This window comes from Sphingomonas lacunae (genome assembly GCF_012979535.1).
Classification (GTDB): domain Bacteria; phylum Pseudomonadota; class Alphaproteobacteria; order Sphingomonadales; family Sphingomonadaceae; genus Sphingopyxis; species Sphingopyxis lacunae.
On the sequence record NZ_CP053015.1, the window covers coordinates 927,979 to 944,260 of the forward strand.

The 16,282-nt window shown below is 61.6% G+C and carries 12 protein-coding genes; 6 read left to right on the forward strand and 6 right to left on the reverse strand.

What is annotated here, in order from left to right:
- Positions 1 to 57 precede the first annotated feature (57 nt).
- The 3 genes from GV829_RS04285 to GV829_RS04295 all read right to left on the reverse strand — a co-directional run bounded on the left by GV829_RS04285 (position 58) and on the right by GV829_RS04295 (position 4,928).
- A complete protein-coding gene (locus GV829_RS04285) occupies positions 58 to 1,134 on the reverse strand; it encodes a YeiH family protein (protein WP_169944155.1) in 1,077 nt (358 codons plus the stop codon).
- 71 nt (positions 1,135 to 1,205) lie between these two features.
- On the reverse strand, positions 1,206 to 2,474 hold the full coding sequence (locus GV829_RS04290) for an MFS transporter (protein WP_169944158.1): 1,269 nt from the start codon (positions 2,472 to 2,474) through the stop codon (positions 1,206 to 1,208).
- A 102-nt stretch (positions 2,475 to 2,576) separates the two neighbouring features.
- Entirely contained in the window at positions 2,577 to 4,928 is a 2,352-nt protein-coding gene (locus tag GV829_RS04295; protein ID WP_169944160.1) for a TonB-dependent receptor, read from the reverse strand.
- A gap of 206 nt (positions 4,929 to 5,134) precedes the next feature.
- Between GV829_RS04295 and GV829_RS04300 the strand changes: the two genes are divergently transcribed.
- From GV829_RS04300 to GV829_RS04315, 4 genes are read left to right on the forward strand one after another with little or no spacing between them, the layout of a single operon-like run.
- The gene (locus tag GV829_RS04300) at positions 5,135 to 7,225 is read left to right on the forward strand and encodes an alpha-glucosidase (protein ID WP_246203039.1); all 2,091 of its coding nucleotides are present in this window, start codon (positions 5,135 to 5,137) and stop codon (positions 7,223 to 7,225) included.
- Positions 7,222 to 8,256 carry a LacI family DNA-binding transcriptional regulator gene (locus tag GV829_RS04305; RefSeq protein ID WP_169944164.1) on the forward strand — a complete coding sequence of 345 codons (1,035 nt, stop codon included), beginning with the start codon at positions 7,222 to 7,224 and terminating at the stop codon, positions 8,254 to 8,256. Before GV829_RS04300 ends, GV829_RS04305 begins: the two co-directional genes overlap by 4 nt.
- Position 8,257: 1 nt before the next feature.
- Positions 8,258 to 9,169: an aldo/keto reductase gene (locus GV829_RS04310; protein ID WP_169944166.1), complete on the forward strand. Its 912-nt coding sequence runs from the start codon at positions 8,258 to 8,260 to the stop codon at positions 9,167 to 9,169.
- Between the two features lie 60 nt (positions 9,170 to 9,229).
- Positions 9,230 to 10,315 (forward strand): LLM class flavin-dependent oxidoreductase, encoded by a 1,086-nt coding sequence (locus tag GV829_RS04315; protein WP_169944168.1) that lies wholly within the window; start codon positions 9,230 to 9,232, stop codon positions 10,313 to 10,315.
- A 24-nt stretch (positions 10,316 to 10,339) separates the two neighbouring features.
- Here GV829_RS04315 and GV829_RS04320 read toward each other — a convergent pair whose 3' ends face one another.
- Positions 10,340 to 10,765 (reverse strand): PaaI family thioesterase, encoded by a 426-nt coding sequence (locus GV829_RS04320; RefSeq protein WP_169944170.1) that lies wholly within the window; start codon positions 10,763 to 10,765, stop codon positions 10,340 to 10,342.
- A 166-nt stretch (positions 10,766 to 10,931) separates the two neighbouring features.
- On the opposite strand from GV829_RS04320, the gene GV829_RS04325 reads away from it, so the two are divergent.
- Positions 10,932 to 13,112: a transglycosylase domain-containing protein gene (locus GV829_RS04325; RefSeq protein ID WP_169944172.1), complete on the forward strand. Its 2,181-nt coding sequence runs from the start codon at positions 10,932 to 10,934 to the stop codon at positions 13,110 to 13,112.
- Positions 13,113 to 13,127: 15 nt separating this feature from the next.
- Here GV829_RS04325 and GV829_RS04330 read toward each other — a convergent pair whose 3' ends face one another.
- Both GV829_RS04330 and GV829_RS04335 read right to left on the reverse strand, forming a co-directional pair.
- On the reverse strand, positions 13,128 to 14,135 hold the full coding sequence (locus GV829_RS04330) for a zinc-dependent alcohol dehydrogenase family protein (RefSeq protein ID WP_169944174.1): 1,008 nt from the start codon (positions 14,133 to 14,135) through the stop codon (positions 13,128 to 13,130).
- 118 nt (positions 14,136 to 14,253) lie between these two features.
- Positions 14,254 to 15,441: a PQQ-dependent sugar dehydrogenase gene (locus GV829_RS04335; protein WP_169944176.1), complete on the reverse strand. Its 1,188-nt coding sequence runs from the start codon at positions 15,439 to 15,441 to the stop codon at positions 14,254 to 14,256.
- Between the two features lie 209 nt (positions 15,442 to 15,650).
- Between GV829_RS04335 and GV829_RS04340 the strand changes: the two genes are divergently transcribed.
- A complete protein-coding gene (locus tag GV829_RS04340) occupies positions 15,651 to 16,280 on the forward strand; it encodes an LSm family protein (RefSeq protein WP_169944178.1) in 630 nt (209 codons plus the stop codon).
- Positions 16,281 to 16,282: the final 2 nt, after the last annotated feature.

The following is a 16,282-nucleotide window of genomic DNA, read 5'->3' on the forward strand; positions in this document are numbered from 1 at the left end:
GACTTCCCCTAGCGCAGGGCAGTTGCATTTGAAACCGGCTGCCGGTGCCCACGTCTGTCACATCACAAAAATGGTGAAGGCCAGAGCGGCAAGCAGACTTGCCAAAGTCGCGCCCATGACCGGCATCACCGCTTGCCAGCCCATTTGCATGATGAGATCCATGCGGCTGCGCATGGCAGTCGCCGTGACCGCCAACAAAAGCAGGGCCTTTGACAAGCTCAGCGACCATGTCGTCGCAATTTCCGGCAGGCTGATCATCGAATTGAGCACGACAGTCGTGAGAAATGCTGTGATAAACCAGGGCAGGGCGAGACGGCGCCAAATGGGAAGTCTTGCGCCCGGATCGTCACCGCCGGCGGGAGCAAACGCTAGGGCGACCAGGGCGACAACGGGTGCCAGAAGTGCCACCCGGGCCAATTTGACGATGGTCGCATAGGAACCCCCCTCGTCCGAGAAGGCATAGCCTCCGCCTATCGCCTGCGCGACATCATGAATGGATGCACCGATCAGAAATCCTGCCTGTCGATCCGTCAGATGCAACAGATCGGCGATGATCGGATAAAATGACATGGCGAGCGCGGACGCTACAGAAATGCCGACTAGGGTCAGAGCGAACTGCGCCTGACTCAGCTTTTCTTTTCCCAGCACGCTATACAGCGCGAGTGCTGCTGAAGCTCCGCAAATGGCTGTCGCCCCGCCAGCCAGAACTCCAGATTCAGGCTTTTGGCCTGCAATCTTCGCACCGAGCATACCGCCAGCAAAGGCCAGCAGCATGACAAGGGCAAGGCCTACGAAGGGCAGCAGGCCAAGTGCAGTGATCTGGGCAATGGTCACTTGCGTCCCGAGGATGACAATACCGACGCGCAAAAAAGTCCGTGAAGCAAAATCAAGGCCGCGATGGGTGCGCTGATCCGACGCGACAAAGTTGAGGGAGAGGCCCAGAAGCAAACCCATCAGGATGATGGGCATCCCATAATGTTCCGATAACCAGGCCGCAGCGCAACTGGCTATCACACAAATCGCAAGACCGGGAAGAAGCGGCTGGCCGGGGGCCTTGCTGCCCGATTCCGCCAAGGTCAGCTCACCATAAAGATCGCCCGCATATTGGTTGGGATCATTCGCCAACTTAACCATCTGTGTCGATCAAGGCGTCTGCCTTGCTCCCTTGGAATTTGATACCACGAGCGACGTCCTTCACACAGCCTTCAAAGCGCAACGCTAGCCAATGCGCCTTCATCGCGTCGGATCGACGGCATCAGCAGATGCAGCCACAAGAGGGCGAGCAGATAGGATGCGGAAGCAAAGATGAACAATGGTGCAAAGCCGAGGCCTGCATCAAGCACCCGTCCCGCAATGAGGCTGATGGCCACGCCGCCCATGTTGCCCATGAACGCTCCAAAGGCGGTCACACGCGCGACCTTGGCTGTGGGAACAACATCGGTGATCACGGAAAAGATTGAGAGAGAAAACCCCTGATGGCCGGCCATCACCAATCCCATCATCACCGCCACCGGCCAAAAACTGTCGAGTTGGGCAACCAAGGGCAATGGCGCAACGATCATCGCCGATGCCAGCATGACAGTCTTGCGAACCCGATTAACTGTCCATCCGTTCTCGAGCAGTCGGGTTGAGACCCACCCTGCAAACAAGGCTCCGATACCTGAACCGGCAAATGCAATCGCCAGCGGAACAGCCAATTCCAGCGTAGAGAGGCCGAATTCCTTTCGATAATAATCAGCAAGCCAGAAGTTGATGAACCACCAGGTCATATCGGACAATGCTTTGGCCACGCCGATTGCCCATGTGCGGCGATTTGCCAAAACCGATCCGTAGGCAGCATGTTGAATGTCATCCCCGGCACTGTCCGGAGAACGAGCAGTGGCGGGGACAGTGGCCAATACCGAGCCAACCCCCCGAGCCAGCCACATCCAGAGGAAAAGCGAGAACAAACCGCCAACACCCCCGACAACCAGTGCTCCGCGCCAGCCAAAGAGAAAGGCTAGGGCGGGCACGACGAATGGCAAGACAATGGTGCCGGTACTGGCGACCAATGTTGCCACGCCGAAGGCGAATGAACGGCGATCCGGTTCAAACAATGTGGCAACAGTCTTGATCGTCAGTGGCGTCTGAACCGCTTCTGTCACACCTAGACCCGCTCGAGCAGCCACGACCTGCCACATGGTGGTCGCCCAACCATGGGCGATCGCGGCCGCGCTCCATGCGGAAGCACCCAGTTGCATCGATCGATTGACCCCCAGCCGGTCAACCAGCCAGCCGGTGAAGAGAAAGGCAAAGGCAGCCGAAAATTGCGTGACCGCAGCGAGATCACCGAAATCACTGTCAGTCCAGCCGAAGTCAGCCATCATATCTGGCTTGAGTATCGCAATGACAGGCCGATCCATCGCGTTGAATATGCCTGCAAGGCACAAGGTGGCGAACAACGCCCAACGCAGATTTCGAGATATACCTGTCATCGGCATCTATCCTGAGCGGCAGGGCCGATCATGGCAATCCCCATCCCCTGGCTGCCCGCCCGGAGGCAAGTGCGCAAGGAATGGGGATCGCAGATTTTGCAATCAGCGCATCTTCACACGCAGACCGATGCCGAAATAGCGGTCGGCGTCGCGCGGAATGTGGAGGCGCTGACCTGCACTGGTGTTGAGCAGTACATAGCTGGTGTCACCAATATTGCGGGCCATGAGTGACAGCCGATAATTGTCATCCGCATCGCTGATGCCGATGCTGGCGTTCCAGATTCCATAGCTGTCAATCGGACCGGCATTGCCGAGGTCGGAGAACTGGCTGCCAGTATAGCTGTAGCTGGTGTTGGCATAGAACCGCATGCTGTCACCGATCGGCGTTTCATAGTCCGCGCCAACATTCCAGCTCCATTCCGGTGCCAACGGCAGACGGGTGCCGTTGAGCGCGCTTGGCGCGTTGGTCAGCGGGTTCGGGTTGAAGCGACGCACCTTGGCATCGGCATAGGCGATGCTGCCACGCAGGGTAAAGCCCTCAGCCGCCTCGATAACCGTGTCGACCTCGAAGCCGGTTGATCGCACCTGACCGGCATTGGTCAGGTTTGAAACCAGAACTGGTGGCGTTCCAAGCAGGATGAAATTGTTGGCCTGGAACCCGTCATAGGTCACCTGGAACGCGGTTGCGTTGAACGTCACGATATCGGCGAACTGGCTGCGCAGACCGATTTCATAGCTGTCCGAAGTTTCCTCATCAATCGCGACCGCATTGGTGGGAGCGGTGTGGTTGAAGAAGACGTTGAACGCTGGCCCCTTGTAGCCACGTGTATAGCTGACATAGAGCATCAGGTCATCGCTCGGCTCATATTGTGCCGACACCCGGCCAGACCAGTTGCTATTGTTGCTGTCACCGGTCGACGTGTTAGTGCCATTGCCCGGCGGCGTGGCGGTCGTCAGGCCGCCAGCAGGGTTACCCGACACGCCGGCACCCGTTGCCGGCAATCCGGTCCGGGCATCGACACCCGGCGCACGGGTATGGGTGTAGGACAGCTCATCCTTTGTCCAACGCAGGCCTGCGGTCAGGCTGAACTGGTCGCTGAAGCGATAGGTTGCTTGGGTGAACAGCGCATAGTTGGTGGAATCGACGTCGCTGGTCGACGAGGCGGTCGGGAAAATGGTGTTGTTGGCCGCATCAAACACGGTGGTGTTGCACGGGATGGCTCCGCCCGGCAGCGCCGGCAACGACGACAGGGTGCACTGGATGTTGCTGCGGCGGAACAACTGCGTGTTGTGCGAATACCAGATAAAGGCACCAGCTTGATAGAAGAACGCTTCATTCGGGTCCGAAGCGATACGCGCCTCAAAGCTGTACTGATCGGTGTTGACCGTGCCGCGGTCATGGAGTTCACCGCCGCCGATCACCGCACGCGGCAAAAAGTCACCTTCACGGATTTCGGTGTTTTCCCAGCTACGGTAGCCAGCGACGAGGCTGAGCGTGTGGCTGTCGCTTACGTCAAAGTCGCCAGACGCGGTCAGGCTCCACTGCGTATCCTTCGTCCGGGTTACAAGATTGTGGTTGACGATACGCTGGTCTTCACCACGTGCATTTCCGCCCGGGATGGCAAGCAGAGCATCAAGAGTTGCACCTCGCGAGACACCGGTAACTTCGGCGCAGCAATCATCATTGCCGCGGAAATAATCCGCAATGAAGCGGATTTTCGATGTACCATTGTCGTAATCGACAATAGCGCGCAGGCCATAATGTTCATAGCCGTTGACGTCGGAATTCACAGCGGGGTTGATATTGCGGATGTTACCATCATAGCTGCCGTAGAAGCCGGTCAAACGACCCGAGAGGCTATCGCCCAGCGGACCCGAAAGCGATCCGCGCAAACGATACTCCTGACCTTCGTAAAGCTCTGCACTGGCTTCGGCTTCAAAGGTGTCGGTTCCGCCACGACTGATGATGTTGATCAAACCGGCACTGGCGTTCTTGCCAAACAGTGTGCCCTGCGGGCCGCGCAGAACCTCGAGGCGGTCGATGTCGACGAGATCGATGAAACTCTGGCCAGAGCGGCTAAGCACGACGCCATCGACAACGGTCGACACGCTGGGCTCGGCCGCGACCGAGAAGGTGATGGTGCCAACGCCGCGCATGACAATCGCGCTGTTTGCACTGGTCGTGCCCTTGCGGAACGTCACCGAGGGAACGATGTCACCGATGTTCTCGAGGCTGTTGGTGCCGCTGTCGAGCAGGCGATCACCCGAGACCGCACTGACGGCGATCGGCACATCCTGAAGATTCTGTTCGACGCGGTTGGCTGTGACGATGATGTCACCGCTGTCTTCATCAGACGCCGTCTGGGCGAATGCAGGGGCGGCAATGGCGAGGGCGAGCCCCGACGCGCTGATTGCGAGCAGGCTGCGGCGCAGCCCGGTGGAAATGCGGGTCATGAAAATTCCTCCCTATGGCGCGCCGGAGAGTGCGCGCAATCGCCCGGCCCTGCTTCGTCGCGGCAGGCCATGGCAGCAAAAGTGTTGCGTGAGGCCAGAGCATATGTCAAGCGGTGTCATACGATCTCGACGAGAGGCTCGCCATGAGTGATGCTTTCCCGCAACAGCAGGGAGTCTCAGGTTTCGTGGCGAAAGGGAGTGTCGGAGTGACAGGGCGTTTTGTCGTGGCGGGACCTGAAGATAAGGGCGGCGGGTTTGACCTGTTGCTCGGTGATCGGGTCATCCTACGTCATCGCGTTGAAGCACCCGCGTTCCGTATTGCCAAAGGCAATCCCAGCGTCACGATGGTTCGCGGCAATTTCCGCATGGAGGATGCGCCGAGTGACGAGCGGGCACTTCGGTATATGGTGCTGCCACAGGCGGCGATGACGCGCATCGGCTGGGCAGACGGCATAGCCGGGAATCTGGATAAAGGCTTCGTTTTCCTTTCTGATTCGCCAGACGGGCCGCCATTGCTCGACCTGTTCTTCACTCTCGACATGTCGTTGTTCAATGCCAACGGCCGTGATCCGTCATTTGACCGGATCAGCGTTGACTGGGTTGTTGAACCGAACACCATGGTCTGGGGTGGTGGTGAACAGATGAGCCATCTGGCGCTCAACGGTCGAAACTTTCCGATGTGGACGAGCGAACCGGGGGTTGGCCGGGAGCCTGGCACCGCTTTGACTGATGTGATGAGTGCCGATGGGTCCTTTGCTGGTGGGGATTTTTGGACAACCAACTATCCCCAACCGACCATGATTTTCTCAGGAGGCCATGCCGTACAGATAGAAAACAGCTGCTACACTGAGCTGGACCTGACGAGTGCGGGCCGCGCCACCACCCGTCTTTGGACAGGCAGCGCCGATTTCGCGCTGTTTGTCGGAAGGGACGTTGCAGATTTGGTGGGGCAATTGGCCCGTGACGCTGGACAACGGCCTGCCTTGCCTGACTGGACCGCCGGTGGTGCCATCGTTGGCCTTAAGGATGGCGGGAACAGCTTTGAGCGGCTCGAAAAGATCATTGCGGCGGGCGCGGCGGTGGCCGGCCTGTGGTGCGAGGATTGGGTTGGCATTCGCCAGACGAGCTTTGGCCGCCGCCTGTTCTGGGACTGGCAGTGGAACGCGGCGCGTTATCCGAATTTGCCCGAGCGGATTGCGGAATTGAAGGCACGCGGCATCCGCTTCCTCGGCTATGTGAACCCCTATTTGGCCGTCGATGGCCCGCAATATGCCGAGGCCGAACAGCTGGGCTATCTGGCGCTCAAGCAGGATAGCGACGAGCCTTTTGCGGTCGATTTTGGCGAATTTGGCGCGGGCGTGGTCGATTTCACCAACCCCGCCGCCGCCGCCTGGTTCGCCGAGGAAATTATCGGCAAGCAGATGATCGACTTCGGGCTCGACGGCTGGATGGCCGATTTTGGCGAATATCTGCCGGTCGACTTGAGGTTGCACGATGGCGACCCGATGGAGATGCACAATCGCTGGCCGGTGCTGTGGGCCGAGGTCAACCATCGTGCCGTCGCCTCGCGCGGCAAGACCGGCGAGGTCGTATGGTTCATGCGTGCAGGCTTCACCGGGGTTCAGGCCTATTGCCCACTGCTCTGGGCAGGCGATCAGTCGGTCGATTTTAGCCGCCACGATGGCATTGGCACCGTCATCACCGCAGCTCTTTCCTCGGGTCTCGTCGGCAATGCCTTTTCGCATTCGGATGTTGGCGGTTACACCAGTCTGCATGGCAACATTCGGACTGAGGAGCTGATGATGCGCTGGTATGAACTAGGCGCTTTTTCGCCGGTCATGCGAACTCATGAAGGCAACCGGCCTGACGATAATCTGCAGATCGACTCTACGCCGGATCTGCTCGCCGGCTTTGTCAGGTGGAGCAGGGTACATGAGGCTCTGGCTCCGTGGATACGGCATCTGCGCGACGAAGCGACGACGACGGGATTGCCGGCCCAACGCGCGCTGTTCCTGCATTATCCCGATGACCGAGAAACCTTCATCATACAGGACCAGTATCTCTATGGAGCCGAGCTGATGGTAGCGCCGGTGATTGAGGAAGGCGCGGTGTCGCGTCGGGTGTATCTTCCGGGTGACAGCGCGACAGTCTGGCGGCATGTCTGGTCGGGCGAGGACCGCGGCCCGGGCTGGCATGTAGTAGTAGCGCCAATCGGCGAGCCACCAGTGTTTTACCGGCCAGACACTGCCACAGCACCGCTGTTTGCCAGCCTGAAGCAAGTAAGGGACCGGCAATGAGTGAAAGAGCCAACAGTGAGCGGGCCAATATCCGCGATGTGGCTGCAAGGGCAGGGGTGGCGATCAAGACGGTCAGCCGGGTCCTGAACGACCACCCCTATGTGAGCGCCGATACGCGCGAGAAGGTTGAACGGGCCATGCAGGAGCTGGGGTTCAAACCCAGCGTCGCTGCGCGCATATTGGCCGGGACGAAGTCGAACCAGATTGCCCTAATTTACGACAATCACAGTCCCTATTACATGCACCAGATCCAGTCGGGATGCTGGGACCGCTGTCATGGCGCGGGGGTGCGCTTGCTGGCGCAACCAGTCAACGTCGACGACCCTGATGTCGGCGAGCAGGTGCGTGGCCTGATCACCGAAACCCATGTTGATGGAATCATCCTCTCTTCCCCAGTGACCGACTGCGGGCCTGTGTTGCGCGCTCTTGAGGCAATGAACATTCCTTTTGTTCGCATTTCGCCGGGCACCAACCATGCGCTGACGTCCAGCGTTTTCATGGATGATGCCCAGGCAGCCGATGACATGACCACCCATCTCATCAACCTCGGGCATCGACGGATCGGCTTCATAAAGGGACATCCCAACCATATGGCGTCGGACGAACGGCTGTTCGGATATCGCCGCGCGCTCGATCGGGCAGGGATCAGTTTCGAACCTTCACTCGTGGCACTTGGCCGTTTCGATTTTGACAGCGGCACCGAAGCAGCGACCGCGTTTCTGAGCATGGATCGTCCGCCAACCGCCATTTTTGCCAGCAATGATGATATGGCCGCCGGGGTGCTGGCTGTCGCGCATGACCGTGGGGTAGACGTTCCGGAACAATTGTCGGTGGCCGGTTTCGACGACACCACACTGGCACGCACCGTTTGGCCTCCGCTCACAACTATTCGCCAGCCCGTTTTCGAACTGGCTGACACCGCCGCCCAATTACTGTTGGGTGGCGGTGACATAACCCACAAGCGACTGCCGCACGAGTTGATCGAACGGCGCTCAACCACCCAATGCCCCGCCAAAACACACAGGAATTGACATGAGTTTGTTGCCTTCACCACCGACCACCCGCACACTTGGCAAGAGCGGGATTGCCGTATCGAGCCTCGCTTGGGGCATGTGGCGATTTTCCGGCCAGAGCCTTGAGGCGGCAACTCGCCTAGTCCATAGCGTGCTTGATGCGGGGATCACCCTGTTTGACACGGCTGACATCTATGGTTTTGATGGCAGTGGCGGCTTTGGTGATGCCGAAGTGCTGTTCGGCGAAGTGATGGCGGCTGACCGCAGCATCCGTGAGCAGATTGTGCTGGCGACCAAGGGGGGGATCATGCCACCTCTCCCTTATGACCAGAGCGCCACCTATTTGTCTGGCGCGATCGACGCGTCGCTCAAGCGGTTGGGGGTCGAGCGGGTCGAGCTTTACCAGATTCACCGGCCCGACATCCTGACGCACCCGCAGGAGGTAGCGCGAACGCTGGCGGATGCGGTGGCAGCGGGCAAGATCGCCAGCGTAGGTGTTTCGAACATGACGATAGCGCAGATCGCCGCGTTGCAGACGTTCCTCGGTGACATTGCCATTGTCGCCACCCAGCCGGAAATCTCGCCGGTGCGGATCGACTGTTTTGAAAATGGCGAGATGGATCAGGCAATGATGCAGGGGCTGACGCCGCTCGCCTGGTCGCCGCTGGGCGGTGGACGACTGGCGGCGCCGACGACGGAGCGGGAGCGCGCCGTCGTGGCTGCACTAGAGGGTGAGGTAGAGCGGCAAAACGCCCCTCTGGCTGCGGTGGCTTACAGCTGGTTGATGGCGCATCCTGCTGGAATCATTCCGATAATTGGCACCCAGCGACCCGAGCGCATCGCCGAGGCGGTAGAGGCCTATAAGGTGCGATGGACCCGCGAGAGCTGGTACGCCGTCCTGGTCGCCGCACGCGGCGTGCCATTGCCCTGAAGCCGCCCCCAATCGCTTTTCACCGGAGCCCCCGTTCCCAAGAGTCAGGAAGGCAAAGCCATGACCCAACAATGCGAAATCAGCTGGTTTTCCGCACTGTGTGACGATGATTACGAATTTCTGGGCGTCCCCGACCCCGCGCTCCAGTCAAGCTGGGAGCATTGCCGCAACATCGTGCTGACAGCGGAAAAGTCCGGTTTTGACAATATATTGCTGCCATCGGGCTATCAGCTGGGCGTGGATACAACGATGTTCGCCGCCGCCATTGCCCCCTACCTGCAGCGACTCAAGCTGTTGATGGCGGTGCGCATCGGCGAGGACTGGCCACCTGTGCTGGCCCGCCGGATCGCGACACTGGACCGCATCCTCGGCGCCAATGCCGCCGGCACCGGTGGCAGGCTCAACGTCAACATCATCTCCTCCGACATCCCCGGCGAAGTGATGGAAGGCGGCCCGCGCTATGCCCGCACCATCGAAGCGATGCAGATTGTCCGCCAGCTGTTGAACGGCGAAGCGGTCAGCCACAAGGGTGAGTTCTATGATGTCGAGGTCGCCCCGCCGCGTATGACAACGCTGTCAGGCAAGTGCCCGCCCTTTTACTTCGGTGGCCTGTCCCCGGTGGCGCGTGACGTTGCCGCCGCGGCCGCTGACGTCTATCTGATGTGGCCGGACACGATGGACAATGTGAAGGCGGTGGTCGCCGACATGACAGAACGCGCTGCCGCCAAAGGCCGCACGCTCAAGTTCGGTTACCGCGCCCATGTCATCGTTCGCGAAACCGAGGATGAGGCCCGCGCCTATGCCGACCGGTTGCTCTCGAAACTCGATGCACAGGCCGGCGACGCGATCCGCAACAAGAGCCTGGACGCCCAGAATTTCGGCGTGCAACGACAGGCTGAGCTGCGCAGCGCGGCGGATGGTGACGGCTTTGTCGAGGAAAATCTGTGGACCGGCATAGGCCGGGCCCGGTCAGGCTGCGGCGCCGCGATTGTCGGCAACCCCGATCAGGTGCTGGCCAAGCTGCGCGCCTATCAGGCGGTCGGCATGGAAGCCTTCATCCTGTCCGGTTACCCGCACGCGGCCGAATGCGACCTGTTCGCCCGGCACGTCCTGCCGCACATCGAGCATGGGCCGCTTAATTTCTGAGCGGCCCATCGGCCCACCGCAGGTTCAGGGAATGGCGTAAGTGACCGTCGCCTGTCCGACCAGCCGGTCGGGCGAGGCGGTCCATATCTGCACGTCGCTGACCGAAAGGCGGCGGCCAAGCTTGAGCAGGCGGACATCGGCGTGGATTCGCTCGACCGGGCAGGCGCGCAGGAACTGGTAAGTGAGCGACGAAGTGACCGTCATCGCAACCGGCCCGATATGCGCGAGCGTCATGGCATAGGCAGCCGTATCCGCCAGCGTCATCAGCGTCGGGCCAGAGACGATGCCGCCGGGCCGCAAATTGCCGTCACCCGGCATCAGCGAGAGCCGGGCGCGACCCGGCGAGACACTGTCTATCTTCGCCAGTCCTTCGCGGCCGCCCGGAAACAGCGATTGCAGAAAGGTATTGAGCGCATCGGCATCCATTTGCACTGTTGCCATGTCGGCCATGATCGTTCCGCCCCTTCTCTTGCCAGATTGACCAGCATTCATCGCAGGGACAGGCCGTGGATTGCAACTGACAGGCTTGCCCATTGGCATCGGAGCCGACCAAGGGGCCGGCCTTCGCTTTTTCCTCTTTTCAGCCCCTGTTGTATCGAGATAATACAGCCTCAACATGCGTGACGATGACTTTGATTTGCCGGAAGGCTATGGCGGGACAGGCGCCGGCAACGAGGATGCCGCGGCACGCCGGGCGCGGTTGGCGCAACTGGAAGCCGAAGTGGCCGCATCATCCGCACGCGATGCAACTGTTGGCCAGCATGCCCCTGTTCCACCGTTCAGCACGACCATCAGCCGCGAGCCCGTGCCGCCGAGCCGCTGGCCCTGGACGCGGCGCTGGAAATGGATAGGTCGCGGATCGCTGGGTCTGGCGATTCTGTTGATGCTCACGATCGGTTGGCTGGCGATCACCGCGCCACTGTCCAAATCACTCCAGCCGATTGCCCCTCCACAACTGACGCTGGTTTCGGCCGATGGTCGGCCGATTGCCCGCAATGGTGCGATTGTCGACCGGCCAGTCGATGTGACCAGGTTGCCACCACATGTCATTCACGCCTTTCTGGCGACCGAGGACAGGCGTTTTTATGATCATTGGGGGGTCGATCCGCGCGGTATCGCAAGGGCGTTCTGGACCAACCTGACCACCGGACAGCGTCATGGCGGCAGCACCATTACCCAGCAACTGGCCAAATTCACCTTTTTGACCGCCGACCAGACCTATACCCGCAAGGCGCGGGAAATGCTGATTGCCTGGTGGATGGAAGCATGGCTCACCAAGGACGAGATCCTCTCCCGCTATCTGTCGAACGCCTATTTCGGCGACAATGTTTACGGGCTGCGGGCGGCATCGCTGCATTATTTCTATCGCCAGCCGGAACGACTTACCCTGACCCAGGCGGCGATGCTGGCAGGGCTGGTCAAGGCCCCGTCCCGCCTCGCCCCGACCCGCAACCTGCGCGCGGCGCAGGAACGGGAAAAGGTCGTGCTCGCCGCAATGGTCGAGGCCGGTTACCTGACCGAGGCAGAGCGGCGCGCGGTGCGGCTGGCGCGGACCGACACGCGCGCGCGGTCCAGTTTGCCGACGGGCACCTATTTCGCCGACTGGGCAATGCCACAGGCGCGGGCCACGGTGCAATCGGGCTATGGCGAGGCGCAGGTGACGACGACGCTGGATGCCCGCTTGCAGGATATTGCCCGGCGGGTCACCGCGCGCGGTGACCTGGGCCGGGCCCAAGTGGCGCTGGTCGCCATGCGGCCCAATGGCGAGGTTGTCGCGATGATTGGCGGACGCAATTATCGTGACAGCCCGTTCAACCGGGCAACCCAGGCGCGCAGGCAACCGGGATCGACGTTCAAGCTGGTGGTCTATTATGCCGCCTTGCGGGCAGGCATGACCCCTGAAACCATGGTCGACGACAGCCCGATCACCAACGGCACGTATCGGCCCGCCAACAGTGGCGAGCGCTACCGCGGGATGATCACGCTGCGCGAGGCCTTTGCCCGGTCGAGCAATGTGGCGGCGGTGAGGCTGTACCATCAACTGGGCAGCGACGCGGTCAATGATGCGGCCCGCGATCTGGGCGTTGCCAGTCCCCTGGCAGAGAATGCCAGCGTCGCCCTTGGCAGTTCGGGTGTCACCCTGATCGAGCTGACTGCGGCCTATGCCGCCTTTGCCGGGGGTGAACGACCGGTTGAGCCTCATGCACTGCGGCGCGAGGAGCAAGGTTTTTTCGAGAGGCTTTTCGACGGACGATCAGCCATTGCCAGCGATGAGCGGGAGGCGATGCGCAGCATGTTGCGCGCCGTGGTTGAAGAGGGCACCGGGCGGCGGGCGCGCCTGGCCATTCCGGCCTATGGCAAGACAGGCACATCGCAGGACAATCGCGACGCCTTGTTCATCGGTTTTGCCGCCGAGCTGGTCGTTGGCGTGTGGATCGGCAATGATGACAACAGCCCGCTGCGCCGCATCAATGGCGGCGGGTTGCCCGCCCAGATCTGGCAGGATTTCATGAGCCGGGCTATCCCTGGTGCCGCGCCGCGACGCTCTCCCGATCCGCGCCCCGAGCCGGAAACGCCACAGATATTCGATGATCTGCCGATTGCGATTGGCGAACCGCAACTGACCATTGACCCCGAAAGCGGCGTGGCGGTGGACACGCGCATCGGCGAGATGGGCATCACCATTGACCGGAACGGCGTGTCGATCAGGCCCGGCGGCGGCAACGAACCGCAGGTCCGACCTCCGCCCGGTTCCGCCGGACCGGTCAACGGTTCAGGCGAAAGCCGCCAGCGCTAGCGCCGAGGGACAGGATCAGATGTCGACGACAATCTTGCCGAAATGACTGCCGCTCGCCTGATGACGGAAGGCATCGGCAAGGTCGGCAAGGGGGAAGTGGCGGTCGATCACCGGCCTGATGCCGTTGACATTGATCGCATCGATCATGTCGAGCTGTTGCTGGCGGCTGCCGACGGTGAGGCCCTGCACCCTCAGCTGGCGCGCCATCAGGATGGCGGTGGTGACCGGGCCGGCGAAACCGGCGAGCACCCCGATCAGAGCGATATGGCCACCGATGCGCGTGGCGATCATCGACTGGTCGAGCGTGCCCGATCCGCCGATCTCGACAACATGATCGACGCCCTTGCCGCCCGTCAGCCCCAGTGCGGCAGCCCCCCAAGCGGGATTGTCCTTGTAATTGATCAGCTCATCCGCCCCCATAGCCTTTAACCGGGCGAGTTTTTCGTCGGAGGAGGAGGTGGCGATGACGCGGGCGCCCATCGCCTTGGCAAATTGCAGGGCAAAGATGGATACGCCGCCGGTGCCCTGGATGAGGACGGTGCTGCCCGCCTTAAGCTGGCCATCGACAACCAGCGCCCGCCATGCGGTGAGCCCGGCACAGGTCAAGGTTGCAGCCTCGGCCGCGCTGTAACCGTGCGGGACATGGGTGAAGCTGGTGGCGGCAGCCACCACCTCTTCCCGGGCATAGCCGTCGATACCGTCCCCCGGCACGCCGGTGAAAGCCGTCAGCGGCGGCGTGCCGTCCAGCCATTCGGGAAAGAAGGTCGAGACGACAAGGTCACCGATGGCAAATTCGCTGACTCCTTCGCCAACCGCTACCACTTCACCCGCGCCATCCGACATGGGGATGCGGCCATCGGCGGCCGGGATCATGCCCGTAACAACGGCAAAGTCATGATAGTTGAGCGAGGATGCGCGCAAGCGGACGCGAATCTGCCCCGGTGCCGGCTGGCCCGGATCAGGCAGGTCAACGAGGGTAAGGGTGTCGAGCGAGGCCGGAGCCTTGACCTGAATGGCTTTCATCTGTCTCTCCCGTCTGGTTGGACTGGCTTTGGTCCAACGAGTGACCCAGCAGAGACCGAATGACAAGCGCGATGGGGCGCACCCTGCCATGAACGGCAGGCGGAGCGCCCCCGCTGACTCAGCCGCGCGGGACCATGCGGTAGAGGCGACCCTGACCATTGCGGCTGCCGTCTTCGAGAAGCCACAGGCCTCCCGAGGGATCCTCGGCAATGGCGCGGACGCGGAACTCCAGATTCCAGCGGTTGGCCTGACGGGCATTCTCGCCATCAAGATCGACATGGACCAGGCCGGTGCCGCTGAGGGCCGGGATGAAGGCATCCCCGCGCCAGGCGGCGAAGGTGGCGCCACGATAGATGAGGAGGCCGCCGGGCGAAATCGCCGGGTTCCACCACAGGCGCGGCGCAACGAAGCCATCCCCCGCGCTGTGATCAGGAATATCGCGCCCGTCATAATGATCACCGTTGGACACGGTCGGATAGCCATAGTTGCCGCCACGGGTGGCAATGTTGAGCTCGTCACCGCCGGCTGGGCCCATTTCCATTTCCCACAGGCGGCCATCGGCATCAAAGGCGATGCCGAGCGGATTGCGGTGGCCGAGCGACCAGATCTGGGCCGTCACCCCGCCCTGCGCGGCGAAAGGATTGTCTGATGGCACGGCACCGGCATCGGTCAGGCGAACGACCTTGCCGAGATTTTGTGCCATATCCTGTGCGGGCGTGAACTTCTGACGCTCGCCTGAAGCGATGTAGAGCATGCCATCCGGGCCAAAGGCCATGCGGTGGCCGAAATGGCCATTGCCATCAACCTTGGGCGATTGGCGCCAGATGATCTCCAACCCTTCAAGCGCGGGGGCGGCCAGATCCAGAGACAGGCGGGCACGGGCGACGACCGCGCCCTTGCCACCCTCTCCTTCCTCCGCCCAGCTGAGATAGACGAGGCGGTTGCTGGCAAATTGCGGGTGGAGGACAACGTCGCCCAGCCCGCCCTGACCGGCGTAGGAGACAGGCGGAATACCACTCACCTCAACCGTGCTGCCGTCGAGGCGCCACAGGATCAGCCGGCCAGCCTGTTCGGTGACGAGGGCCGATTGACCATCGGGCAGGAACGTCATGGCCCAAGGATCCTCAAAATCACCGCGCTGTTCGAGGGTGAAGGGCGCATCGGCCAGCGCGGCGGCTTCAAACGGGCCGGCATTTGCGCTGTCGGCCAAGGCGGCGGCGGACGGTTGCTGGGCCTGACAGGCAGTGACCGCGAGACTGGCGGCAGCAAGGCCAAGTGGGGCGAACAAGGCGAAACGGAGCGACATTGGGCATTCTCCCTGGGGGGTGGGGCGGTCCGCGATCAGGCAGGAGCCGGGCGATGAATGACCCGGCTTGCTTGTCATGGCATTTGCGCCTATATCCGCATTGCTTCCTGACATCGCAAGAGGTTCGGCAGCGTCGGCACCAACAGGGACCGGCGACCCTCACCCCTTGCCGTTGCAGGACCAGAATCGCGCAGCAACCCGGAGACCCCATGGCGGATATCGCCACCATCACAGCATTGGTCGAACCCGAGGTGAAGGCTTTGGGCTATGAACTGGTGCGCGTGCGGTTCCAGGGTGGCGAAGACCTGACCTTGCAGATCATGGCCGAGCGCCCGGACACCGGGCAGCTGACCATCACCGACTGCACCGAGATTTCCCACCGCCTGTCCGACCTGTTCGACCAGCTGGAAGGGGAAGGCCGCGACCCGATGGACGAGCCCTATCGTCTGGAGGTCAGCTCACCCGGCATCGACCGCCCGTTGACCCGTGTGCAGGACTTTGCCAACTGGGCCGGGCATGATGCCCGCGTCGTGCTGACCGAAGGCGTGGTGCCGCCGGTCGAGGCCGGCATCGGCGACGGCGCTCGCAAAAACCTGTCCGGCAAGCTGATGCATGTCGACGAATATGCGGCCTCCGAAGATGCCGACGAGGCAGAGAGCGAGTTTTTCATCACCATCGACGACCGCAAGGCGGGTCCGCTGACCTTTCCCTTTGCTGATGTCGTCGATGCCAAACTGATCCTTACCGACAAGCTGATTGCCGCCACCCGTCCGCTCGACACGAGCGGTGCGGACGATGTGGTGGAAGTTGGCGCAGACGAATCCGAAGCAGAGGACTGAGA